A 21,684-nucleotide genomic window follows, 5' to 3' on the forward strand; every position below is an offset into this window, starting at 1 on the left:
TCAGTCAGCTAATGGATGCGAGGTTCAATAGCCAGGCGCTTTAGGCGCAGGTTCGCGTTAAACGCCCGAATGACGGGGGTGATGCGAAAAATGTCGTTTTTATTGTGTACAATTTTTTTGAAAAGTGTCTTAATCAGTCGCTCGCCGCAACTTTTCGTGCTCCGAATCGGTGCGGTCTCCTTTTTACCTGACTTCGGGAGGCGCGAAGTCTGACTGCTCTTTGCGGCCAGGCGCGCAGAATCAATGGGACGTTTGACAACACACGTTTTGGACGCTGCACACGGTTGCCCGGGCAGCTCGATCAAGGTCGAGCTGTACCGCGTCGAAGGTTCGCACCTGGAATTGGTCGCCAGTGCGATTACCAACAGCGATGGCCGGGTCGATGCACCGCTGCTGCAAGGCGATGACTACCGCACCGGGGTCTATCAGGTGCAGTTCCACGCTGGCGATTACTACCGCGCCCGTGGCGTTCAGTTGCCGGAACCGGCGTTCCTCGACGTGGTGGTGCTGCGTTTCGGCATCTCCGCCGAACAGGATCACTACCACGTGCCACTGCTGATTTCGCCTTACAGCTATTCCACCTATCGGGGCAGCTGACCCCCAAGCAGCTGCCCCCACCGGGAAGCGACTGCGCATATAGCTTCTTTGGTCTTTCGCCCGCTCACACTGCGGGCTTTTTTTCGCCTGGAGGAAAGTGTTGTCTGATCTGACGCCTTCGCGAGCAAGCCCGCTCCCACATTTGGAATGCATTCCCTTGTGGGAGCGGGCTTGCTCGCGAAGCTTTTGCTGTCAGCGGCTCAACAGGGAAGCAGCCCCGGCACCACTGAACAACCCGGCACTCACCCGATTGAACCAGCTCTGTCCCTTGCCGCTACGCAGATACCGCGCTGCACCATGCGCGCCCAGCCCGTAAGCCAGTTTGCAGCACAGATCCAGCACCACCCACGTCGCAATCATGATCAGCAACTGCGGCAGGAACGGCTGTTGTGCGCTGAGGAACTGCGGCAGAAACGCGGCGAAGAACAGAATGTCTTTCGGATTGCTCGCGCCCAAGACAAAGGCGCGCCCGAACAGTGTGCGAAAGCGTGGCACTGGAGCGGCTTGTGGTACTTCGGCACCGACCGCTGGCTGACGCGATTGCTGCCAGCTCTGCCAGGCGAGATAGAACAGGTACAGCGCGCCGACGATTTTCAGGGCGCTGAACAGTTGTTCCGACGCCAGCAGCAGGGCGCCGAGCCCCAGCGCCGAAGCACTGAGCAGGCAGATCGAGGCGATCACGCCGCCGAGAAATGCCGGGTAAGAGCGGCGCAAGCCGTAGTTCAGACTGTTGCTGATCATCAACAACGACAGCGGCCCCGGAATCAGGATCACCACCAATGCAGCGCCGCTGAACAGCAGCCAGGTTTCCAGACTCATCACTTTGCTCCTTTTTTTGTTGTACTCAAGAATGTGCAAAAGCCCCACCCGCGAGGGTGAGGCTGTTTTGACGCTTGAACCGCGTGACGCTTACAAGAAGATGAACTTGGCGATGAAGATCGCGCAGAGCACCCACAGGCTGACGGAAATTTCCTTGTGCTTGCCGGTGCCGGCCTTCAGCGCCACGTAGGTGATGAAGCCCAGCGCAATGCCATCGGCGACCGAGAAGGTCAGCGGCATCATGATCGCGGTGACAATCGCCGGGATGGCGTCAGTGGCCTCATCCCATTCGATGTGCGCCATGCCGCCCATCATCAGCATCGCTACGTAAATCAGCGCACCGGCTGTGGCGTAAGCCGGAATCATGCCGGCCAGTGGCGCGAAAAACATCGCGGCTATAAATAGCACACCCACGGTGACTGCGGTAAGACCAGTCCGACCACCAGCTGCTACGCCAGCGGCACTTTCCACATAGCTGGTGACGGGAGGAACGCCGACCACCGCACCGAAGACGCTGGAGGCGCTGTCGGCTTTCATCGCGCGGGAAAGGTTTTCGATACGCCCGTCTGCGTTGACCAGATTCGCGCGCTGGGCGACGCCCATCAGGGTGCCGGCGGTGTCGAACATGTGTACGAAGAGGAAGGCCAGGACCACGCTGATCATGCTGACGTTGAACACACCGGCGATGTTCATGGCCATGAACGTAGGCGCCAGGCTCGGCGGGGTCGACATGATGCCCGAGTAGTGCACGATGCCCAGGCCCCAACCGGCCAGGGTCACGGTGATGATGCTGATGAGGATCGCGCCAAAGACTTTGTGGTAGCTGAGGATCGCGATCATCAGGAAGCAGATCGCGGCGAGCAGCGGGCCGGGCTCGCGCAGGGAGCCGAGTTTGATCAGCGTCGCCGGGCTGTCGACGACGATGCCGGCGGTTTTCAGGCCGATCAGCCCGAGGAACAGACCGACACCGGCGCCCATCGCAAAGCGCAGGCTGACCGGGATGCTGTTGAGCAGCCATTCGCGAATGCGCGAGAAGGTCAGGATCATGAACAGCACGCCGGAGACGAATACCGCACCGAGCGCGGTCTCCCAGTTGTAGCCCATGGTGCCGACCACGGTGTAAGTGAAGAATGCGTTGAGGCCCATGCCCGGCGCCAGGCCCACCGGCCAGTTGGCGTACAGACCCATCAGCAGGCAGCCGAGCGCGGCGGCGATGCAGGTGGCGACGAAGGCTGCACCGTGATCGATCCCGGCATCGGCCATGATGTTCGGGTTGACGAAGATGATGTAGGCCATGGTGATGAAGGTTGTCAGACCGGCAATCAGCTCGGTCTTCACCGTGGTGCCATGCAAGCTGAGTTTGAAGATGCGCTCCAGCACGCCTGTGCGTAAGGGCGGCGAGAGTTCCAGCGTCGATGCTTCGGATTTGCGGCTTTCCACAGCGAGTACTCCTCAAGAGTTTTATTGTTATTTCCAGGGCCGGACCCATGAGGGGTGGCAGCAGCCCTTTGAGGCATACGCGAATTTGTTGACCATGCGGTCAGGAACTCGCACGCAGTGGATTATGCTTTTGTGTACAAATAAAGCAAATATTGTTTTTGGTTTTGTTTACGAAAGGTCAGGCGATAGGGATATATCGCTCTTGGGGGCCCTTCGCGAGCAAGCTCGCTCCCACATTTGAAATGCGTTCCACTGTGGGAGGGGGCTTGCTCCCGAAGAGGCCAGTCCAGTCAATCGAGAGGTGACTGAGTGTTCCCAAGCGCCATATTCACCGCCAGCCACCCATTCACCGCCGCCTCCCCAGCCTCGGCAAACACCCGTTCGAGCAACTTCACCTGCTCACGACGCAACGCCTGCTCGAACTTCGCACCTTCCACGGTCAATTCCAGCAGACGCTTACGCTTGTCCGCCGCCGACGCCACGCTGTCCACCAGGTGCATTTCCTGCAGTTGGCGCAACGGCATGTTCAGCGCCTGTTTGCTCACGCCGAGCAATCCCAGCAACTCCTTCACACTCAAATTCGGATAGCGCGCGATGAAAAATACAATCCGCTGATGCACCCGGGACAGACCGCGGCGCTCCAGCATTTCATCGGCCTTGGCGGTGAACGCCTGATAGCCGAAGAAAAACGCTTCCATCGCCTGTTGCTGGCTGGCGGGGCTTTTAAGGTCAAGCATGTTGACGTACTCGCTCAAGCTGTCGTAGTTTCGGTCAAGCAGTTTGACTCAAATCTCTCCAGCCTCGCTACCGGTGACTCCCATGGCTTTTTCCGAACGTGTCTCGCGCCTTAAAAGTTCTTTGATCCGTGAAATCCTCGCCGCCGCCCAGCGCCCGGAGGTGATGTCGTTCGCCGGTGGCCTGCCCGCCGAAGCCATGCTGCCGAAAGTCGAATGGGCCGAGATGCCGCTGGCGCTGGGTCAGTACGGCATGAGCGAGGGCGAGCCGGCGCTGCGTGAAGCACTGGCAGCGGAGGCGAGGGCGCTGGGCCTGGCGTGCGAGGCGAGTCAGGTGCTGGTGGTCAGCGGTTCCCAGCAGACCCTCGATCTGGCAGCCAAGTTGTACATCGACAAAGGCACCGAAATTCTCCTGGAGGCGCCGACCTACCTGGCCGCGCTACAGATCTTCCAGCTGTTCGGCGCCGAATGCCTGACCGTGCCGCAAGAATCCGATGGCCCGAATCTCGCTCAACTGCGCAGTCGCCTTGAGCAACATCGCCCGGCGTTCATCTACCTGATCCCGACGTTCCAGAACCCCTCCGCCGTGCGCTACAGCGAAGCCAAACGCGCCGCCGTCGCCGCGTTGCTGGATGAATTCGGCGTAACCCTGATCGAAGACGAGCCGTACCGCGAACTGACGTTCGACGGCGGCAGCGCCAAACCGATTGCCGGGCGCCTGCACAAAGCCAGCTGGATCTACACCGGCACCGTATCGAAAACCCTGCTGCCGGGTTTGCGCGTCGGCTACCTGATCGCCAGTCCGGACCTGTTCCCGCATTTGCTCAAGCTCAAGCAATCGGCGGATCTGCACACCAACCGCATCGGCCAGTGGCAGGCGCTGCAATGGATTGGTAGTGAAAAATATCAGCAGCACCTGAGCGAGTTGCGCGGTTTTTACCGGCAGCGCCGGGATGCTTTCCAATCAGCGCTCGAAACGCATTTTTCCGATCTGGCGCACTGGAACATGCCGCAGGGCGGGCTGTTTTTCTGGCTGACGCTAAAGCAACCGCTGGATACGCGAACGCTGCTCAACGCCGCGCTGGCCAACGACGTAGCGTTCATGCCCGGTGAGCCGTTCTTTGCGGATCCGGACAACCATCACGGGCATCTGCGCCTGAACTTCAGCCACATCGATCCGGCGCGTCTGAATGAAGGGCTCAAGCGACTGGCGGCGGTGGTGCGCCAAGCCCAGGCAGCGTTAGCGGCGTAAGAGCGATCACTCTTTCTGCGCGGCGATGCTCGCCAACTCCTCGTTCGACCAGCCGCCACCCAGCGCCTTGATCAAGCCGACATTGGCGCTGAGCTGACGGGTCTGCAAATCCAGCACACTGCTCTGCGCCTGCAGGGCGGTGGTCTGCGCCGACACCACATCCAGATAACCCACCGCCCCTTGACGATACTGGTCCAGCGCAAGGTTCTCTGACTGCTGCGCCGCGTCCGCCGCGTCGCGCTGATCCTTCAGTGCCGAGCCCAGGCCGGACACCAGCGACAGGTTGTCTTCGACTTGGGCGAACGCCGCCAGTACCACGCTGCGATAGTGCGCGCCGGCTTCGTCGGTGGCGGCCCGTGCTGCATCCAGTTCAGCCTGATGTGCGCCGCCATCGAAAATAGTGCCCAACAGCGAAGGGCCGATGACCCAGAACAGATTAGGTGCGGAAAGCAGTTTGGCGTACTCGGCACTTTGAAAACCGGCCTGCGCGCTCAGGGTCAGGCTGGGATAGAACGCGGCCTTGGCCACGCCGATTTTCGCGTTGGCTTCAGCGGTGCGGCGCTCGGCGGCGGCGATGTCCGGGCGGCGCTGCAACAAGGTTGACGGCAACCCGACCGGCACTACCGGCAGGGTCACCGGATGAGTGCTCTCGGCGATGCTGAAGTCCGAGGCCGATGCGCCGACCAACGCGGCGATCGCATGTTCCAGCAAGGCCCGTTGCGCCTGGTTTTGCGTCAGCTGCGATTTGGTCGATGACAATTGCGTGCGGGCACGGGCCACGTCCAGTCCGGAGACGATGCCGCCGTCATGCAGGCCCTGCGTCAGGTTCAGGGCTTTCTCGAACGCCGCACCGGTTTCCTTCAGCAGGCGGGTTTGCTGATCCAGTCCGCGCAGGCGGATGTAGGTGTCGGCCAGTTGCGTCTGCAGGCTCAGGCGCGCCGAGGCCAGGTCAGCCTTCTGCGCCTGGGCTTCGTCCTTGCCGGCGGCGACCGTGTCGCGCACCCGGCCCCACAAATCCACCTCGTAATCGATCTCGGCCCCGAGCGTCACCGAGTTGTACTCATCCGGGCCGCCATTGCGCAGCGGCTTGTTGTCCGACTGGCGAATGCGCTGCGGCTGGGCATTGCCGGTGATGCTCGGAAACAGCCCGGCCTCGACCTGTTTGACGAACGCCTGCGCCTGGGCGTAATGCGCCAGCGCGGCGCTCAGGTCGGGGTTGTTGTGCAGCAATTGCTGTTGCAGCGCGTCGAGCTGCGGGTCGTTGTACATCCGCCACCAACCATCGCGGTTCAACTGGTCGGAAGGCTGCGCCGTGGTCCACGGTGCGACCGTGTGAAACGGCGCGGCAACCGGCGTCGGCGGCACGTGGTAGGTGGGTGCCAGCGAACAGGCATTGAGCCCGAGCGCCGCGCCCAACACCCACGCGGCAGTGCACAACGCCGAGCGCTCAGCCATTGTTTTTGCCTCCCTTGTCGGGCTGCACGATCTGCACGCTGTCATCGTCGGCGAGGCCGTCCGGCGGGGTATCGATCACTCGGTCACTGGCCAGCAGGCCGGAGCCGATCTCCACTGAATCTCCCAACTCGCGGGCAATGGTGATGGTCTTGAAGCGCACCTTGTCATTTGCATCCAGCGTCGCCACGCGCAAGCCGTGTTCGTCGTAGCGCAACGCACTGGCCGGCAGCCGCAAGGCGTTGACCTGCACCGGCAACTTGAACTCGACATTGGTGAAGCCGCCCGGGATCAGGCGTCCGCCGGGGTTATCCACCAGCAACTGAACCAGTGTCGTGCCGGAGGTGGCATTCACCGAGTCGGCGGTGGCGATGACCTTGGCCGGAAACTGCTCCTTCTGATATTCCGGCACGGTCAGATTGGCGCTGGTCCCCGCACGGACCAGTGGCGAAAAATTCTGTGGTACCTGCACATAAACCCGCAAGCGGCTGACATCGGACACCACAAACAGCTCGGGACCGTTGCTGCCGCTGCCAGCGTTGATCAGCGCGCCGACATCGGTTTCGCGCGCGGTCACCACGCCATCGAACGGCGCTACCAGACGCTGAAAGCCTTTGGTTGCCACCAATCGGTCGACGTTGGCTTTTGCCGCCAGTACCTGCGCCTGCTTGGCGCTGAGGTCGCCGTTGCGTTGATCAACGTCCTGGCGCGACACCGAATCGGAGGCCAGCATCGCCTGCCAGCGCTTTGCCGTGGTCGCCGCCAGCGACTCGTTGGCCTGGGCGGTGGCGAGGTCGGCGCGGGCTTGCAGCAGTTGTTGATCAAGCTCCGGGGCATCGATTTCGGCGAGCAATTGACCGGCCTTGACCGGCGCACCGATGTCGAATTTCCATAACTTCAAATACCCGCTGACGCGGGCGAAAATCGAGGCGCGGGAGTACGCCTCCAGCCGTCCCGGCAGATTCAGCACCGGACCTTGCGGGGCGATGCTTGGCGAGATCAGCACCACGTTGGCCACGGCCTGTTTGTCGGTCCAGTCCTTGAGCGTGCGCGATTCGCTGACGCGCCAGATGATGCACGCGATGACGATCAACACCAGCACCAGCCCGGTCAATGCGATGCGCCACAGTCTGTGCTTGCGCCGCTGGGGCGCAGGGGTGTCCGGGGCAATGTGCTCGTCAGTCATGTCAGGCGCCCTCCGGGGCAGGAGGCAGTGGCGCGTCAGCGGCCGGGGCCGGCTCGCGGGCGTCTCGGGCGTGGACAATGCTGAAAATGATCGGCACCAGGAACAACGTCGCCACCGTGGCAAAGGACAGCCCGCCGATCACCGCCCGACCCAGTGGCGCGTTTTGCTCGCCACCTTCTCCCAGGCTCAGGGCCATCGGGGTCATGCCAATGATCATCGCCAGCGCAGTCATCAGCACCGGGCGAAAACGGGTGAACCCGGCCTCCAGTGCCGAACTGACCGAGTCACCATGGGCGTCGAGGCGCTCGCGGCAGAAACTGACCACCAGAATCGCGTTGGCGGTTGCCACCCCGATGCACATGATCGCCCCGGTCAGCGCCGGCACCGACAATGGCGTGTGGGTGAGAAACAGCATCCAGACAATCCCCGCCAGTGCCGCCGGCAACGCCATGAGAATCACGAATGGATCGAGCCACGACTGGAAGTTGACCACGATCACCAGATAGATCAGCACCACCGCGCCGAGCAAGCCATAGAGCATGCCGTTGAACGCACTGTTCATGGTTTGCACCTGGCCTTGCAGGGCGACTTTCGAACCCTTCGGAACATCTTTGGCGTGGGCATTAATGATGTCCTGAATATCCGCCGCCACGGCGCCAAGGTCGCGGTCCTGAGTCGACGCGAAAATCTCCACCACCGGTTGCAACTCCGACTGGCTGAACACCGAATGGCTGTTGGTGCGCTCAAGCGTCGCCAGACCGCCGAGAATCTGCTGGGCATTGCCGGCGCCGGCCGGACTCAGTGGCAGGTTGTTCAGCGCTGACAGCGAGTCGAGGTTGTATTGCGGCGTCTGCATCACGATCGGATAAGAAATGCCGTTGGCGGTGTTGAGCCAGTACGTCGGCGCCACCTGACTCGAACCCGCGAGGTTGACCACCAGACTGTTGGTCACATCGCGTTCGGTGATGCCCACCAGTTGCGCGCGGGTGCGGTCGACGTTGACCTGAAAGGTTGGCAGTTGCTCGGATTGTTGCAGGCGCGCATCGGCCACTCCCGGGACTCGCCGGATCTCACGCAACAAGGTATTGGCGTAGGCGAAATTGGCGACTTGATTGCCGCCCTGGATCTGCAGGTCGATGGGCGCCGACGCACCGAAATTCAGGATCTGCCCGACGATATCCGCCGGTGGAAAGGAAAACACCAGACTGGGAAATTGCCTGGGCAGTTGCTCGCGAATCTGCCGCATATAGTCGGCGCTGGGGCGGTGACCGTCATTGAGCTTGATGTGGATGTCGCTGTCCTGCGAACCCACGGTGCCGGTGTTGTTGTAGGTGATGTTGATGCCGCTGATAGACAGGCCGATGTTGTCGACCACCGAGCCGAGATCGGCGGGTGGGATGATGCGGCGGATCGCGTTCTCGACGTCGTAAATCAGCTCGGCGGTCTTCTCTACGCGGGTGCCGACCGGCGCGCGTACATGCAGCAGGATCTGTCCCGCATCGACCGCCGGAAAAAAGTTGCGCCCCAGAAACGGCACGAGGGTAAACGACAAAAGCACGAAGCCGAAAAAGCACACAACGAAAATTCCCCGGTGGTGCAGGGTGGTTTCCAGCATCGCGTGGTAGCGATCGCGAACGGCCTCGAAGCGCTTCTCGAAACCGCGTTGAAAACGCACCAGCGGATTGCGCGAACGCTGATTGTGCGCTGCTTGTTCCTCCTTGGTGTGCGGCTTGAGCAGGTAGTTGGCCATGGTCGGCACCAGCGTCCGCGACAGCAGGAACGAAGCGATCATGGCGAACACCACCGCTTCGGCCATCGGCACGAACAGATAGCGGGCGATGCCTTCAAGGAAGAACATCGGCACGAACACGATGCAGATGCACAGCAGCGAAACGAAGGCCGGGGTTACGATTTGCGCGGCACCGTCGAGGATCGCGGTCTTCACCTCTTTACCCTGTTCCAGGTGCCAGTTGATGTTTTCGATGGTGACGGTCGCTTCATCCACCAGAATCCCCACTGCCAGGGCGAGGCCACCGAGGGTCATGATATTGAGGGTTTCGCCGAGGGCGGCGAGGGTCGCGATCGAGGCCAGAATCGACAGCGGAATCGACACGGCAATGATCACCGTCGAGCGCCAGCTGCCAAGGAACAGCAGAATCATCAGGCTGGTCAGGGCTGCCGCGATGATCCCTTCCTTGGCCACGCTGCTGATCGCCGCGCGGACGAACACTGACTGATCCTCGATGAACTCGATTTTCAGGTTGTCAGGCAGCGCAGCCTTGGAGTCGGCGAGTTTGTTGCGGATACCGTCGATCACGCCAAGGGTCGAGGCCGACCCGGTCTTGAGAATGGTCAGCAGCACCGAGCGGCTGCCGTTGACGTGAACGATGTTGGTTTGAGGGGGATTGCCGTCACGCACGGTTGCCACATCGCGAATCAGCACTGTGGTGCCGTTGGCGGTCTTGATCGGTAAATCCTGCAGGTCCTTGAAGTCCGTCGGCGCGTTGTTCAGCAGCAGCGGGTACTCATAGTCGCCGATTTTTTCGGTGCCCACCGGGGTGATCAGGTTCTGCGTGGCCAGTGCGTTGGCGACATCCTGCCCCGAGAGCCCGCGGGCCTGCATGGCGGCCGAGTCGAGGTCGATCTGGATCTGCCGGCTCTTGCCGCCGAACGGATAGGGGATGGCCGCTCCGGCGACAGTGGTCAGCATCAATCGCACGGTGTTCAGGCCGATATCGCCCAGTTGTTGTTCGCTCAGATTCTTGCCGGACAACGCCAGTTGAATGATCGGCACCGTCGAGGCGCTGTAGTTGAGGATCAGCGGCGGGGTGGTCGCCGGCGGCAACTGGCGCAGGATCGCTTGCGACACCGAAGTCACTTGCGCGTTGGCGTTGGTGATATTGACGTTGGGCTGGAAGAAGATCTTCACGATCCCGAAGCCGTTAAGCGACTGCGCCTCGATGTGGCGGATGTCGTTGACCGTGGTGGTCAATACGCGCTGGAACGGTGAGGTGATCCGTCCGGCCATTTGGTCGGGCGATAAACCGGTGAACTGCCAGATCACCGCGATCACCGGAATGCGGATCTCGGGAAAGATGTCGGTGGGCGTACGCAGCGCCGCCAGCGGACCGGCGATCAGGATCAGAATCGCCAGCACCACAAAGGTATACGGTTTTCCCAGCGCGATACGTACCAGTGCATGCATTGCGATTGTCCGGGCAACGGAGCGGACAGCGATACGAGCGATGAACGGGCCGTGAGCGCTTGATCGACTGCCTGTCCGTGGGAGCGTGGGTGAGCCCGGATGGCAGGTGAATGCGCCTCTGGCTCTGCTTTTCGCAGAATAGACCGCCGTGGCTGTGGCAGCCGGCAAATCGACCAACAGTAGATGAATATTTAGTTAGCTTGGTAAGCAATCAGGCGTGACCCGCCCCCTGTGGGAGCGAGCTTGCTCGCGAAGGCGTCGCTCAGGACACCGAAAATCATTCAGATAGCAGCAAACCGCTTATCCAGATAATCAATGATTACCTTGGACTCATACATCCAGGTCGTCTGCCCGTTCTCTTCAATGCGCAGGCACGGCACCTTGATCTTGCCACCCTGTTCCAGCAGCGTCTGGCGGTCATGCTCGTTGTTCTTCGCGTCCTTCAGTGCCACCGGCACGTTCAAGCGACGCAGGGTGCGGCGGGTTTTCACGCAGAACGGGCAGGCGTGGAACTGGTACAGCGTCAGGTCTTTGGCGGCCGAGTTGACCTGTGCCTGAACTTCGGCCGGACGCTGTTTCTTGCCCGGGCGGGTAATGAAGTCGATGAAGATGATCAGTTGGCCGAGGCCGACACGAAGCGCTTTGACGAACACGTTGAAAGCCTCACGGTGCAAAAAGAGAAGGGCGCGCAGCTTACCCGATTTTTTGCGGGCGAAAAAAAACCGGCGATGAATGCCGGTTTTCTTCGTACCGCGAATTACTTGATCAGGCTGAGGAATTCGCTGCGGGTTGCTGCGTTTTCGCGGAACTCACCGAGCATCACCGAAGTGATCATCGACGAATTCTGTTTCTCGACACCGCGCATCATCATGCACATGTGCTTGGCCTCGATCACCACGGCCACGCCCAGCGCGCCGGTGACTTGCTGCACCGCATCGGCGATCTGGCGGCTGAGGTTTTCCTGGATCTGCAGGCGGCGGGCGTACATGTCGACGATCCGCGCGACCTTCGACAGGCCCAGCACTTTGCCGCTCGGGATGTACGCAACGTGCGCCTTGCCGATGAACGGCAGCAGGTGGTGTTCGCACAACGAGTACAGCTCGATGTCCTTGACCAGCACCATTTCGCTGTTGTCGGAGCTGAACAGGGCACCATTGGTGACCTCTTCGAGCGTCTGTTCATAACCGCGGCAGAGGTACTGCATGGCTTTGGCGGCACGCTTTGGCGTGTCGAGCAGGCCCTCGCGGGAGACGTCCTCGCCCAGTTGGCCGAGAATCGCGGTGTAATTCTGTTCCAGGGACATGAAACTACCTGTGGGGATTTTCGCAAAGGGCAAGGGTACGGTGGCGGACACAACCCTGCAAGTTCGGTGTAACGCGATTATTCGTCGCGGCCTTCCATCATGGTGCGTTTGAGCATCACGTACACCGCACCGGCACCGCCGTGTTTCGCCTGGCACGAGCAGAAACCGAGCACTTGCGGATGCTGACGCAGCCAGGTGTTGACGTGGCTTTTGATCATCGGCCGCTTGCCGTCCAGACGCACAGCCTTGCCGTGGGTGACGCGCACGCAGCGGATTTCGAATTTGGTCGCTTCGGCGAGAAAAGCCCAGAGGGTTTCCCGGGCCTTCTCTACGTTCATGCCGTGCAGGTCGAGGCTGCCTTCGAACGGGATCTGGCCGATCTTGAGCTTGCGCATCTGGCTTTCCTGCACCCCGTCGCGGGCCCACATCAACTCGTCTTCGGGGCCGACGTCGATCACGAACTGATCGGACAGGCCATCCACGGTGGTGGTGTCGGTGCGCACGGTGGCGGACTGGCGCAGCTTGGCGATCCGCGCGCGGTCAGCCTTGGGTTTGCCGGTGTCGGCGCGGTCGTGCTTGATCGGCTTGACGCCTTGGATCGCACTTTTGAACAGGGAAAAATCGTCGTCTTGCATGTCAGCCTCCGCGAAGGGCGGCCAGTTTACCCAAGTCGAAACAAAACGGCCCGGCAAAAAGCCAGGCCATCACCTCAGTCGTGTTTTTTCATCAGGTGCGGGGACATGTTCAGTTCCCGCGATTGCCGGGCGCGACGCCGGCATCGACGCCACAGCGCCACGCCGAAGTACAGGAACAACAAACCGACCGCCAGAATGATCGCCGAACCCGTCGGCGTGGCATTCAAGTCGCCGAGCGCCGGCGGGCGCCCCAGCAGGCTGGCGGCACCGGCCATCGCCAGCAGCACACCGAACGTCGCCAGAATGGCGGCGATCGCTGCGCCGAATCGAAAACGCCAGTTGCTTTGGCCTTTGGGCCGCAAGCGGCGTGCGTCAAATCCATCGGATAACTTCATTCCGACCTTCCTCAATGGGTATCGGCCCTTCGACCGGGAGTTGACCGGGTTGTTCCTGAGGCTAAGGCAATTGAAGCAAATGCGAGGCTTTTGCGGATGAGCGGCGTGCTGAGCCGCTCATCAGAGCAGATCAGATCAGATCTTGAGTCAGGGCGAGGGTGGCGAAGTTGTCGGCCATGATCGCCATTTCCGCTTCCTGCACCACGGCGGCGCTGAGCACGCGGCCCTTGAACGGCAGGTCACGGGTGGCGCAGGCGTCTTCGACCAGGGTGCAACGGAAGCCCAGGTTCTTCGCCGCGCGCACGGTGGTGCTGACGCTGGAATGGCTCATGAAGCCGCAGACGATCAGGTCCAGCGAACCGAGGTTTTGCAGGCGATCGAGCAGTTCGGTGCCATGGAACGCGCTCGGCAGCAGTTTGCCGATGATGGTTTCATCGCCCTGTGGCTCAAGGCCGGGGATGAACTCGCCACGTTCGCCTTGCGGGTCGAACAGGCCACCGACGGTGCCGAGATGACGCACGTGCACGATCGGCCGACCGGCTGCACGGGCCGCGGCGACCAGTTGTTTGATGTTCGCGACGGCCGCGTCCATGCCGCTCAGGGCCAGCGGGCCACTGAGGTACTCTTTCTGGGCATCGATGATGACCACGGTGGCATGGCTCAGGGTGGCCGCTGCGTAACCGCGGCCGCTGAGTTGAAACATCGTTTTTGGAACGGACATTCGGGGCTCCTTGGGGTGGGGCTTTTGCGGCATTGTCCTCTGGCTGAGCGGTTCTGTGAACCGCTACCATCGTAGGCGCCGTCGTTACTGGCCTGCAGCCTTGTCAAGTTACACGTTCTGTTCAATAGCTGATGCAAAAATCAGAAAAGTCCTACTGTCGCTCCGCTGATTTTCCTGCGTCGTCGGCGGGCGTTTTGGCTGGTAGAATCGTCAGTCGTTTTTTCTGGAGTTCTGCCCCGTGATCACTTCCCGACTTCGTACCCTGCGCGACCACATCCGTTGGGCCGTCAGCCGCTTCCATGGGGAGGATCTGTTTTTCGGTCATGGCACCGACAACGCCTGGGATGAAGCCCGGCAACTGGTGCTGGGTGCCCTGCACCTGCCGTGGGAAATTGCCGACAGCTACCTCGATTGTGCGCTGGAAGACGACGAACTGGTCAACCTGCAACGCCTGCTCAAGCGCCGCATTGAAGAGCGCATCCCGACTGCGTACCTGCTGGGCGAGGCGTGGTTCTGCGGCATGTCGTTCATCGTCGATGAGCGCGTGCTGATCCCGCGTTCACCGATCGGCGAACTGATCGAAAACCGCTTTGCACCGTGGATCGGCGACGAGCCTGCGCGGATTCTCGACCTGTGCACCGGCTCCGGTTGCATCGGCATCGCCTGCGCCTACGAATTCCAGAACGCCGAAGTGGTGCTGGCGGATCTGTCGTTCGAAGCACTGGAAGTGGCCAATCAGAACATCGAGCGTCATGGCGTCGATGAGCGCGTTTATACCGTGCAGGGCGATGGTTTCGATGGTTTGCCGGGGCAGCGTTTTGACCTGATCGTGTCGAACCCGCCGTACGTTGACGCGGAAGATTTCGCCGACATGCCGGATGAATACCAGCACGAACCGGAGCTGGGCCTGGCCTGCGGTGATGACGGTCTGAACCTGGTACGGCGGATGCTCGCCGAAGCGGCAGATCACCTGACCGAGAAGGGTTTGCTGATCGTTGAAGTGGGCAACAGCCAGGTGCACGTCGAAGCGCTGTACCCGGAAGTCGACTTCGCCTGGCTCGAATTCGAGCGCGGCGGGCATGGCGTGTTCATGCTGACGGCGGAGCAGTGCCGCAATCATCAGGCGCTGTTCGCTTCCCGCGTTTGACCTGACTGACTTCTGTGGCGAGGGAGCTTGCTCCCGCTGGTCTGCGAAGCAGACCCAAAATATGCAATGACGGTGCACCAGACATACCGCATGCGCATGTTTTACGACTGCTTCGCAGCCGAGCGGGAGCAAGCTCCCTCGCCACAGGTCATCGCTGATTTCAGCGGTGCGTAGCAATCCAGATCAGCAACCCCGCCTGAAACACCGCAAACGCCACCAGACAGGTAATGGTGAAGCGCAACCCGGCGTCTTCACGCTTGAACTTGCTGACTTTGTCTTCCTGCTTCTTCAGCTTCACTTCCTGCTCGGCCAGGTTCTGCTCGGCCTGTTGCAGCATCTGCGCCGCTTCAAGAATCTCGACGATCTGCAGCTTTTCGCTGTTCCAGTCGCCCAGCAAGTCACCGACTTGCACCTCTTTGACGCTGCCCTTCAGATGCTGGGCATCGGCGTACACCACATCAAAACCATGCACGCGCAAGAAGTGATCGCGACGCAGGCGGGTGTCTTCATTCAGCGCGTCCTTGTTGTTCAAGTCCATGCCGTCGACGGTGTAGGCGGGCCAGCGTTTTTTCGCCCAGTTGATGCCTTGCGCGGCCATGAAACGACCGATGCCACGGTTCAGCGGTTCGATCTGCAAGCCGCTGTCCGGGCCGAAATGCACACGTTTGCTGGTGTGATTGACCCACACGTCGAGCTGGTTCTGCTCCTTGCGCACGCGCTGGCCGGGCAGTTTGATCGCCATGCGCATCAGGCTGTGTTCTTTGCTGTTGCGCTCGGCATAGCCGAATTCGACAAAGCGCAGCGGCCGGCCACCGGTGTTGCGGTCGGTCTGCAGCGGGGCCAGGCGGAGCATCTTGTGGTGCTCGACGCTGACGTCCGCCCATGGCAGCTCGACCGCTGGCGGTGCGTCTTTTTCAGCGGTGGTGTCGGGTGAAGTCGGGGTATCAGTCATAACGGCGAGATCCTGTCCAAGCCCTGCTTGTCGCCAGCCGGTACGCTGGCGACAAAGGCTTATCGGCCGTTTTTTCCAGGACTGGAGGGCAAAAAGCCCTTAACGGGTGCGAAGTCCGTCAATAAATTCGATGAGTTTGCCGCCCAGCTCCGCTGCCAGTGGCAAATTCGGGTCCTTGTACGAGGCCAATTGCCGCTTCACGTCGGCGGGAACGATGCGCATGACATGGTTCATGCCTTCGATCACCACCAGTTGGGCCTCGGGTCTGGCGGCTTTCAGTGCCTGCGCATCGCCTACGCCGACCTGCATATCGTGCGTGCCCTGAATGATCAGCGCCGGCATTTTCAGTTGCGCGAAGGCCTTGGCCGGATCCTGGCGAAACAGGGAAATCAGGTAAGGCTGCACACTCGGACGGAAAATCGCTTGAAGCGGCGCCGGCACGTTGTCGTCGGTGTGGCCGGCCTTGAGGCTGTCGAGAATTTCATTGCTGCGCAGCATCAACGGCGGTGGCAGGCTGCGCGCCAGTTGCTCGCGGATCACCTGATCCACCGGGCGGGCGCTGCCGGACAGCGAAATCAGCGCGGCGGCGTCGGCACGGGGGGCGGCGAGGGTGGCAATCAATGCGCCTTCGCTGTGTCCGAGCAGGATCAACGGGCCGAAACGCGGATCGTTTTTCAGCTTCTGGCTCCAGGCCACCGCATCGTTGACGTAGGCTTCCACCGACAGATTGCGCTCGTCGGGCGTGGCCGCCAGGCTTGCGGCCACCCCGCGCTTGTCGTAGCGCACGCTGGCGATGTTGTGTTTGGCCAGCACCCAGGCCAGCCGCTTGAGGCTGTCATTGCGCCCGCCATCGGGATTGTTGCCGTCACGATCCGTCGGACCGGAACCCGCAAGGATCAGGACAACCGGCACCGGGTTGTCGGATTTTGGCAGCAGCAGCGAGCCGAAAAGTTCTCCGCTGCCGGTCTCCAGAGAGATCGGTCTTTGCAGGACAGTCGCGTGGGCAAAACCGGTAAACAGGGTAAGACTCAAGATCAGAACTCGCAGCATCATCACGCCATCATTCGCCAAGGTGCGGGTTGGACTCACCAACACCACTAAGGTTCGAGGATGAACTAGTCGGTTAGCCTGCGTATACTGGCGCGCATCACGAATTCGGGTTTGATTTCACGGAGCGTCCTGCATGTCCGGCAATACCTACGGCAAGTTGTTCACTGTCACCACCGCTGGCGAAAGCCATGGTCCGGCGTTGGTCGCCATTGTCGACGGCTGCCCGCCGGGCCTGGAGATCTCCCTTGAAGACCTGCAGCGCGACCTCGATCGCCGCAAGCCGGGCACCAGCCGCCACACCACCCAGCGCCAGGAAGCCGACGAAGTCGAAATCCTTTCCGGCGTGTTCGAGGGGCGCACCACCGGTTGCTCGATTGGTCTGCTGATCCGCAACACCGACCAGAAGTCCAAGGACTACTCGGCGATCAAGGATCTGTTCCGCCCGGCACACGCCGACTACACCTACCACCACAAATACGGTGAGCGCGATTACCGCGGCGGCGGTCGCAGCTCGGCGCGGGAAACCGCGATGCGCGTGGCGGCCGGGGCGATTGCGAAGAAATTCCTCGCCACCCAGGGCATCGTCATCCGTGGCTACATGAGCCAGCTCGGCCCGATCGAAATCCCGTTCAAGAGCTGGGATTCGGTGGAAGAGAACGCCTTCTTCAGCCCGGATCCGGACAAGGTTCCGGAGCTGGAAGCCTACATGGACCAGTTGCGCCGTGATCAGGACTCGGTCGGCGCCAAGATCACGGTGGTCGCCGAAGGCGTGATGCCGGGTCTCGGCGAGCCGATTTTCGACCGCCTCGATGCCGAACTGGCGCACGCGCTGATGAGCATCAACGCGGTCAAAGGCGTGGAAATCGGCGCCGGTTTCGCCTCCGTCGCCCAGCGCGGCACCGAGCATCGCGATGAACTGACCCCGGAAGGTTTTCTCAGCAACAACGCTGGCGGCATCCTCGGCGGCATTTCGTCCGGTCAGCCGATCGTCGCGCATCTGGCGCTCAAGCCAACGTCGAGCATCACCACTCCGGGCCGTTCGATCGACATCCACGGCAATCCGGTCGACGTGATCACCAAGGGCCGTCACGACCCGTGTGTCGGCATCCGCGCCACGCCGATCGCCGAAGCGATGATGGCCATCGTGCTGATGGACCACTTGCTGCGTCATCGTGGGCAAAACGCCGACGTGCGCGTCAGCACCCCGGTACTGGGTCAGCTTTGATGGTTGATCGCCAAGCCGTCGCGGTCTGAGCGTGGCGGCGCTCCCGTACTGGCGGCTGTCCAGTTTCTATCTGTTCTATTTCGCCTTGCTTGGTTCGACAGCGCCGTTTCTGGCGCTGTACTTCGATCACCTCGGCTTCAGCCCTGCGCGGATCGGCGAACTGGTGGCGATTCCGATGCTGATGCGCTGCGTGGCGCCGAACATCTGGGGCTGGCTCGGCGACTACACCGGCAAGCGCCTGGCCATCGTGCGCTTCGGCGCGGTGTGCACGTTGCTGACGTTCTCGCTGATTTTCGTCAGCAAGACCTACGCCTGGCTGGCGATGGTCATGGCCCTGCACGCATTCTTCTGGCATGCGGTGCTGCCACAGTTCGAGGTCATCACCCTCGCGCACTTGCAGGGGCAAACCTCGCGCTACAGCCAGATTCGCCTGTGGGGCTCGATCGGTTTCATCATCACCGTGGTCGCGCTGGGCCGTTTGTTCGAATGGCTGAGCCTCGACATCTACCCGGCGGCGCTGGTGCTGATCATGGCCGGCATCGTCCTCAGCAGTTTGTGGGTGCCGAATGCGCAACCACCGCAAGGTAACCGGCCGAGCGGGGAAGGGTTCCTCAAGCAACTGCGCAGCCCCGGTGTGCTGGCGTTTTACGCCTGCGTCGCGCTGATGCAGATGAGCCACGGCCCGTATTACACCTTTCTGACCTTGCACCTTGAACGCCTCGGTTACAGCCGTGGTGTGATCGGCATGCTCTGGGCCGTGGGCGTGGTCGCCGAAGTGCTGATGTTCATGGCGATGAGCCGGATTCTCGCGCGGTTTTCATTGCGCCGCGTGCTGATGGCGAGTTTTCTGCTGGCGGCGTTGCGCTGGTTACTGCTAGGTTCGTTCGCCGAATTCCTCTGGGTGCTGTTGTTCGCCCAGGTGTTGCACGCGGCGACCTTCGGCAGCTTTCATGCCGCTGCCATCGCGTTCGTGCAACGTAGCTTCGGTGCGCGTCAGCAAGGTCAGGGCCAGGCGCTGTACGCGGCGCTGGCCGGCACCGGTGGCGCGTTGGGTGCGTTGTATTCCGGTTACAGCTGGAATGCCCTCGGCGCGACATTGACCTTTAGTATTGCCAGTCTCGCGGCGCTCGCTGCTGCCGTTATCATTGCCACACGTATGCAAGAGGACAGGCCATGAGCCTTACGCGTGAACAGCTCGCCCAGCAGATCGTCGACGCCGGGCGTTTTCTTTATGGTCGCGGCTGGTCGCCGGCCACCAGCAGCAATTACTCGACGCGGCTGTCGCCGAGCGAAGCGCTGCTGACCGTGTCCGGCAAGCACAAGGGCCAGTTGGGCCTGGACGACGTGCTCGCCACGGATTTGTCCGGCAACAGCCTGGAACCGGGCAAAAAGCCCTCCGCCGAAACTCTGCTGCACACTCAGTTGTATCGCTGGCGCGCGGAGATCGGCGCGGTGCTGCACACCCATTCGGTGAATGCCACGGTGCTGTCGCGCCTGACGCCGGAAGATTTCATCGAGTTCGAAGACTACGAACTGCAAAAAGCCTTCAGCGGCATCTCCACCCACGAATCCCGGGTACGCGTGCCGATTTTCGACAACGATCAGGACATTGCGCGCCTCGCCGCCAAGGTGCAGCCTTGGCTCGACGCCCATCCCGATTGCGTCGGTTACCTGATTCGCGGCCACGGCCTCTACACCTGGGGCGCGCAGATGAGCGATGCCCTGCGGCAGATCGAGGCCTTTGAATTCCTGTTTGAATGCGAGTTGAAAACCCGCAGCGTCATGAACCGCCAAGGCTGACTTCACCAGAAGCCGCCCATTCGCCTGATGAAATGCACTGCCCGACCGGTCTGCAAGAGCCGGACGGCAAGGCCGATACCGAGGAATTGCCCATGAGCAGCCTGTCCGTCTATCACGTTTCCAGCCCTGACATTCCGAACAAGGTGCTGACCCATTTCGAAGACATCGCCTCGACGCTCGCCGAGCAGGGCGTACGCTTCGACCGCTGGCAAGCCGCAGCGAAGATCCAGCCCGGCGCCAGTCAGGAAGAAGTGATCAGCGCCTATCAGGAGCAAATCGACAAACTGATGACCGAGCGCGGTTACATCACCGTCGATGTGATCAGCCTCAACAGCGACCACCCGCAAAAAGCCGAATTGCGCGCCAAGTTCCTTGAAGAACACCGCCATGGCGAAGACGAGGTGCGCTTTTTCGTTGCTGGCCGTGGCCTGTTTACCCTGCACATCGACGATTACGTCTACGCGGTGCTGTGCGAGAAGAACGACCTGATCTCGGTGCCGGCCGGTACCAAGCACTGGTTCGACATGGGCGAGCACCCGCACTTCGTGGCGATTCGTCTGTTCAACAACCCCGAAGGCTGGGTCGCGAATTTCACCGGCGAAGACATCGCCGGGCGCTTCCCGCGTCTGGAGGACTGAGCCGATGTCGATCAAAGTCATCCTCACCGATATCGAAGGCACCACCAGCGCGGTGAGTTTCGTCTTCGACGTGCTGTTTCCCTACGCCGCCAAACATCTGCCGGACTTCGTGCGGCAGAACGCCGAGCGCGCCGATGTCGCCGAGCAGATCGCCGCCGTGCGCCGCGACAGCAACGAGCCGCAGGCCGATGTTGAACGGGTGGTGGAAATTCTCCTGAGCTGGATCGCCGAAGACCGCAAGGCCACGCCGCTGAAAGCGCTGCAAGGCATGGTCTGGGAGCAGGGCTATCAGGCCGGGCAGTTGAAAGGCCACGTTTACCCGGACGCTGTTGAAGCGCTCAAGCAATGGCATCAGGCCGGTTATCAACTGTTTGTGTATTCGTCGGGTTCGATCCAGGCGCAGAAGCTGATCTTCGGCTGTTCCGAGGCGGGGGATCTGACGCCGCTGTTCAGCGGGTATTTCGATACCACGTCGGGGCCCAAGCGTGAGGCGCAGTCTTACACCAACATCCAACAGGCGATTGGTGTCGAACCGCAGGACATTCTGTTTCTGTCCGACATCGTTGAGGAGCTGGATGCCGCTCAATCGGCAGGCCTGCAGACCTGCGGCCTGGCGCGCGAGGGTGGGGAGCTGGGCAACCATATCACCGTCGACAGCTTCACCGGCATCGAACCCGAAGCCTTTTAACCACCCGCTCCCACACGGAGTTTTGCATCAGTCAAAAAAACAGGCCGGACAGTGAAAGCTGCCCGGCCTGTTTTTGTTTAAAGCTGTTTAAAGCTTCGAATCAATTACAGCGAGTGATACGTCGGCAGAGCAAAGCGCTGCTGGCTTTGCAGCATCGCAATCTGCGGCAGTTCGCTGGCTTCTTCCGCCAGGTCACGACGGATCGCGCTGATCGCCCACGACAGTTGGTCGGCGTTGTGCATTTGCTGATACGTCAGGGCGCGCTTGAACACTTTGCCTTCACTGCTGCGCAAGGTCAGCAAAATCCCGCCATCGGGACGTGGCGCAGTGGTGACGTTGAAGTTGGAGAACAGCGAGGTAAATTTTTCTTGGATCAGGCTCATGTCTTTCAGCTCCGTATGCACTTGAATGGCAAGCATGCAAAGGAGATTGCAGTGATTGTGCC

General features: G+C 61.2%; 22 protein-coding genes. 8 read left to right on the plus strand and 14 right to left on the minus strand.

Features of this window, described 5'->3' with window-relative positions:
* Positions 1 to 243: 243 nt before the first annotated feature.
* Positions 244 to 597 (plus strand): hydroxyisourate hydrolase, encoded by a 354-nt coding sequence (gene uraH, locus NTD85_RS22120; protein WP_003223171.1) that lies wholly within the window; start codon positions 244 to 246, stop codon positions 595 to 597.
* A 192-nt stretch (positions 598 to 789) separates the two neighbouring features.
* On the opposite strand, the gene NTD85_RS22125 is transcribed toward uraH, so the two are convergent.
* The 3 genes from NTD85_RS22125 to NTD85_RS22135 all read right to left on the minus strand — a co-directional run bounded on the left by NTD85_RS22125 (position 790) and on the right by NTD85_RS22135 (position 3,593).
* Positions 790 to 1,416 carry a LysE family translocator gene (locus NTD85_RS22125; protein ID WP_003223174.1) on the minus strand — a complete coding sequence of 209 codons (627 nt, stop codon included), beginning with the start codon at positions 1,414 to 1,416 and terminating at the stop codon, positions 790 to 792.
* Between the two features lie 90 nt (positions 1,417 to 1,506).
* Positions 1,507 to 2,856: an NCS2 family permease gene (locus NTD85_RS22130; protein ID WP_201138326.1), complete on the minus strand. Its 1,350-nt coding sequence runs from the start codon at positions 2,854 to 2,856 to the stop codon at positions 1,507 to 1,509.
* A gap of 290 nt (positions 2,857 to 3,146) precedes the next feature.
* Entirely contained in the window at positions 3,147 to 3,593 is a 447-nt protein-coding gene (locus NTD85_RS22135; RefSeq protein WP_045122353.1) for a MarR family winged helix-turn-helix transcriptional regulator, read from the minus strand.
* An 82-nt stretch (positions 3,594 to 3,675) separates the two neighbouring features.
* Between NTD85_RS22135 and NTD85_RS22140 the strand changes: the two genes are divergently transcribed.
* Positions 3,676 to 4,842 (plus strand): PLP-dependent aminotransferase family protein, encoded by a 1,167-nt coding sequence (locus NTD85_RS22140; protein WP_262143222.1) that lies wholly within the window; start codon positions 3,676 to 3,678, stop codon positions 4,840 to 4,842.
* A 6-nt stretch (positions 4,843 to 4,848) separates the two neighbouring features.
* On the opposite strand, the gene NTD85_RS22145 is transcribed toward NTD85_RS22140, so the two are convergent.
* From NTD85_RS22145 to NTD85_RS22180, 8 genes are all read right to left on the minus strand, one after another.
* Positions 4,849 to 6,297, minus strand: a complete 1,449-nt coding sequence (locus NTD85_RS22145; protein ID WP_103521097.1) for an efflux transporter outer membrane subunit — start codon at positions 6,295 to 6,297, stop codon at positions 4,849 to 4,851.
* The gene (locus tag NTD85_RS22150; protein ID WP_262143223.1) at positions 6,290 to 7,480 is read right to left on the minus strand and encodes an efflux RND transporter periplasmic adaptor subunit; all 1,191 of its coding nucleotides are present in this window, start codon (positions 7,478 to 7,480) and stop codon (positions 6,290 to 6,292) included. The genes NTD85_RS22145 and NTD85_RS22150 overlap by 8 nt, the downstream gene beginning before the upstream one ends.
* Position 7,481: 1 nt before the next feature.
* Positions 7,482 to 10,685 carry an efflux RND transporter permease subunit gene (locus NTD85_RS22155; RefSeq protein WP_262143224.1) on the minus strand — a complete coding sequence of 1,068 codons (3,204 nt, stop codon included), beginning with the start codon at positions 10,683 to 10,685 and terminating at the stop codon, positions 7,482 to 7,484.
* Between the two features lie 281 nt (positions 10,686 to 10,966).
* Positions 10,967 to 11,338 (minus strand): glutathione S-transferase N-terminal domain-containing protein, encoded by a 372-nt coding sequence (locus NTD85_RS22160; protein ID WP_003223187.1) that lies wholly within the window; start codon positions 11,336 to 11,338, stop codon positions 10,967 to 10,969.
* Between the two features lie 104 nt (positions 11,339 to 11,442).
* On the minus strand, positions 11,443 to 11,988 hold the full coding sequence (folE, locus tag NTD85_RS22165; RefSeq protein WP_003204506.1) for a GTP cyclohydrolase I FolE: 546 nt from the start codon (positions 11,986 to 11,988) through the stop codon (positions 11,443 to 11,445).
* A gap of 77 nt (positions 11,989 to 12,065) precedes the next feature.
* Positions 12,066 to 12,623 (minus strand): Smr/MutS family protein, encoded by a 558-nt coding sequence (locus NTD85_RS22170; protein WP_262143225.1) that lies wholly within the window; start codon positions 12,621 to 12,623, stop codon positions 12,066 to 12,068.
* Positions 12,624 to 12,697: 74 nt separating this feature from the next.
* The gene (locus NTD85_RS22175; protein ID WP_003223191.1) at positions 12,698 to 13,018 is read right to left on the minus strand and encodes a hypothetical protein; all 321 of its coding nucleotides are present in this window, start codon (positions 13,016 to 13,018) and stop codon (positions 12,698 to 12,700) included.
* Between the two features lie 130 nt (positions 13,019 to 13,148).
* The gene (locus NTD85_RS22180; protein WP_003223193.1) at positions 13,149 to 13,739 is read right to left on the minus strand and encodes a cysteine hydrolase family protein; all 591 of its coding nucleotides are present in this window, start codon (positions 13,737 to 13,739) and stop codon (positions 13,149 to 13,151) included.
* Between the two features lie 238 nt (positions 13,740 to 13,977).
* On the opposite strand from NTD85_RS22180, the gene prmB reads away from it, so the two are divergent.
* Complete coding sequence (prmB, locus tag NTD85_RS22185) at positions 13,978 to 14,886, plus strand: 50S ribosomal protein L3 N(5)-glutamine methyltransferase (RefSeq protein WP_262143226.1); 909 nt, start codon at positions 13,978 to 13,980, stop codon at positions 14,884 to 14,886.
* A gap of 160 nt (positions 14,887 to 15,046) precedes the next feature.
* Here prmB and NTD85_RS22190 read toward each other — a convergent pair whose 3' ends face one another.
* Both NTD85_RS22190 and NTD85_RS22195 read right to left on the minus strand, forming a co-directional pair.
* Positions 15,047 to 15,838 (minus strand): hypothetical protein, encoded by a 792-nt coding sequence (locus NTD85_RS22190; RefSeq protein ID WP_003223198.1) that lies wholly within the window; start codon positions 15,836 to 15,838, stop codon positions 15,047 to 15,049.
* Positions 15,839 to 15,937: 99 nt separating this feature from the next.
* Positions 15,938 to 16,891 (minus strand): alpha/beta hydrolase, encoded by a 954-nt coding sequence (locus NTD85_RS22195; protein ID WP_262143227.1) that lies wholly within the window; start codon positions 16,889 to 16,891, stop codon positions 15,938 to 15,940.
* A 130-nt stretch (positions 16,892 to 17,021) separates the two neighbouring features.
* Here NTD85_RS22195 and aroC point away from each other — a divergent pair, with 130 nt between their 5' ends.
* From aroC to mtnC, 5 genes are all read left to right on the plus strand, one after another.
* Positions 17,022 to 18,113, plus strand: a complete 1,092-nt coding sequence (gene aroC, locus NTD85_RS22200) for a chorismate synthase (protein WP_262143228.1) — start codon at positions 17,022 to 17,024, stop codon at positions 18,111 to 18,113.
* A 31-nt stretch (positions 18,114 to 18,144) separates the two neighbouring features.
* A complete protein-coding gene (locus NTD85_RS22205) occupies positions 18,145 to 19,290 on the plus strand; it encodes an MFS transporter (RefSeq protein WP_103486001.1) in 1,146 nt (381 codons plus the stop codon).
* Positions 19,287 to 19,913 carry a methylthioribulose 1-phosphate dehydratase gene (locus tag NTD85_RS22210; protein ID WP_103486002.1) on the plus strand — a complete coding sequence of 209 codons (627 nt, stop codon included), beginning with the start codon at positions 19,287 to 19,289 and terminating at the stop codon, positions 19,911 to 19,913. The genes NTD85_RS22205 and NTD85_RS22210 overlap by 4 nt, the downstream gene beginning before the upstream one ends.
* Before the next feature lie 92 nt (positions 19,914 to 20,005).
* Positions 20,006 to 20,551 (plus strand): 1,2-dihydroxy-3-keto-5-methylthiopentene dioxygenase, encoded by a 546-nt coding sequence (locus NTD85_RS22215; RefSeq protein WP_103486004.1) that lies wholly within the window; start codon positions 20,006 to 20,008, stop codon positions 20,549 to 20,551.
* 4 nt (positions 20,552 to 20,555) lie between these two features.
* Positions 20,556 to 21,239 carry an acireductone synthase gene (gene mtnC / locus NTD85_RS22220; protein WP_262143229.1) on the plus strand — a complete coding sequence of 228 codons (684 nt, stop codon included), beginning with the start codon at positions 20,556 to 20,558 and terminating at the stop codon, positions 21,237 to 21,239.
* A gap of 104 nt (positions 21,240 to 21,343) precedes the next feature.
* Here mtnC and NTD85_RS22225 read toward each other — a convergent pair whose 3' ends face one another.
* Positions 21,344 to 21,622 carry a DUF3509 domain-containing protein gene (locus NTD85_RS22225; protein WP_027613327.1) on the minus strand — a complete coding sequence of 93 codons (279 nt, stop codon included), beginning with the start codon at positions 21,620 to 21,622 and terminating at the stop codon, positions 21,344 to 21,346.
* Between the last annotated feature and the right edge of the window lie 62 nt (positions 21,623 to 21,684).

Source organism: Pseudomonas sp. 13B_3.2_Bac1, from assembly GCF_025466205.1.
Lineage (GTDB): Bacteria > Pseudomonadota > Gammaproteobacteria > Pseudomonadales > Pseudomonadaceae > Aquipseudomonas > Aquipseudomonas fluorescens_H.

Bases quoted from the DNA above. Each gene is read 5' to 3' on its own strand.
- uraH (WP_003223171.1), top strand. From the start codon at position 244: ATGGGACGTTTGACAACACACGTTTTGGACGCTGCACACGGTTGCCCG.
- NTD85_RS22125 (WP_003223174.1), bottom strand. From the start codon at position 1,416: ATGAGTCTGGAAACCTGGCTGCTGTTCAGCGGCGCTGCATTGGTGGTG.
- NTD85_RS22135 (WP_045122353.1), bottom strand. From the start codon at position 3,593: ATGCTTGACCTTAAAAGCCCCGCCAGCCAGCAACAGGCGATGGAAGCG.
- NTD85_RS22140 (WP_262143222.1), top strand. From the start codon at position 3,676: ATGGCTTTTTCCGAACGTGTCTCGCGCCTTAAAAGTTCTTTGATCCGT.
- NTD85_RS22145 (WP_103521097.1), bottom strand. From the start codon at position 6,297: ATGGCTGAGCGCTCGGCGTTGTGCACTGCCGCGTGGGTGTTGGGCGCG.
- NTD85_RS22150 (WP_262143223.1), bottom strand. From the start codon at position 7,480: ATGACTGACGAGCACATTGCCCCGGACACCCCTGCGCCCCAGCGGCGC.
- NTD85_RS22155 (WP_262143224.1), bottom strand. From the start codon at position 10,685: ATGCATGCACTGGTACGTATCGCGCTGGGAAAACCGTATACCTTTGTG.
- folE (WP_003204506.1), bottom strand. From the start codon at position 11,988: ATGTCCCTGGAACAGAATTACACCGCGATTCTCGGCCAACTGGGCGAG.
- NTD85_RS22170 (WP_262143225.1), bottom strand. From the start codon at position 12,623: ATGCAAGACGACGATTTTTCCCTGTTCAAAAGTGCGATCCAAGGCGTC.
- NTD85_RS22175 (WP_003223191.1), bottom strand. From the start codon at position 13,018: ATGAAGTTATCCGATGGATTTGACGCACGCCGCTTGCGGCCCAAAGGC.
- NTD85_RS22180 (WP_003223193.1), bottom strand. From the start codon at position 13,739: ATGTCCGTTCCAAAAACGATGTTTCAACTCAGCGGCCGCGGTTACGCA.
- NTD85_RS22190 (WP_003223198.1), bottom strand. From the start codon at position 15,838: ATGACTGATACCCCGACTTCACCCGACACCACCGCTGAAAAAGACGCA.
- NTD85_RS22195 (WP_262143227.1), bottom strand. From the start codon at position 16,891: ATGATGCTGCGAGTTCTGATCTTGAGTCTTACCCTGTTTACCGGTTTT.
- aroC (WP_262143228.1), top strand. From the start codon at position 17,022: ATGTCCGGCAATACCTACGGCAAGTTGTTCACTGTCACCACCGCTGGC.
- NTD85_RS22210 (WP_103486002.1), top strand. From the start codon at position 19,287: ATGAGCCTTACGCGTGAACAGCTCGCCCAGCAGATCGTCGACGCCGGG.
- NTD85_RS22215 (WP_103486004.1), top strand. From the start codon at position 20,006: ATGAGCAGCCTGTCCGTCTATCACGTTTCCAGCCCTGACATTCCGAAC.
- mtnC (WP_262143229.1), top strand. From the start codon at position 20,556: ATGTCGATCAAAGTCATCCTCACCGATATCGAAGGCACCACCAGCGCG.
- NTD85_RS22225 (WP_027613327.1), bottom strand. From the start codon at position 21,622: ATGAGCCTGATCCAAGAAAAATTTACCTCGCTGTTCTCCAACTTCAAC.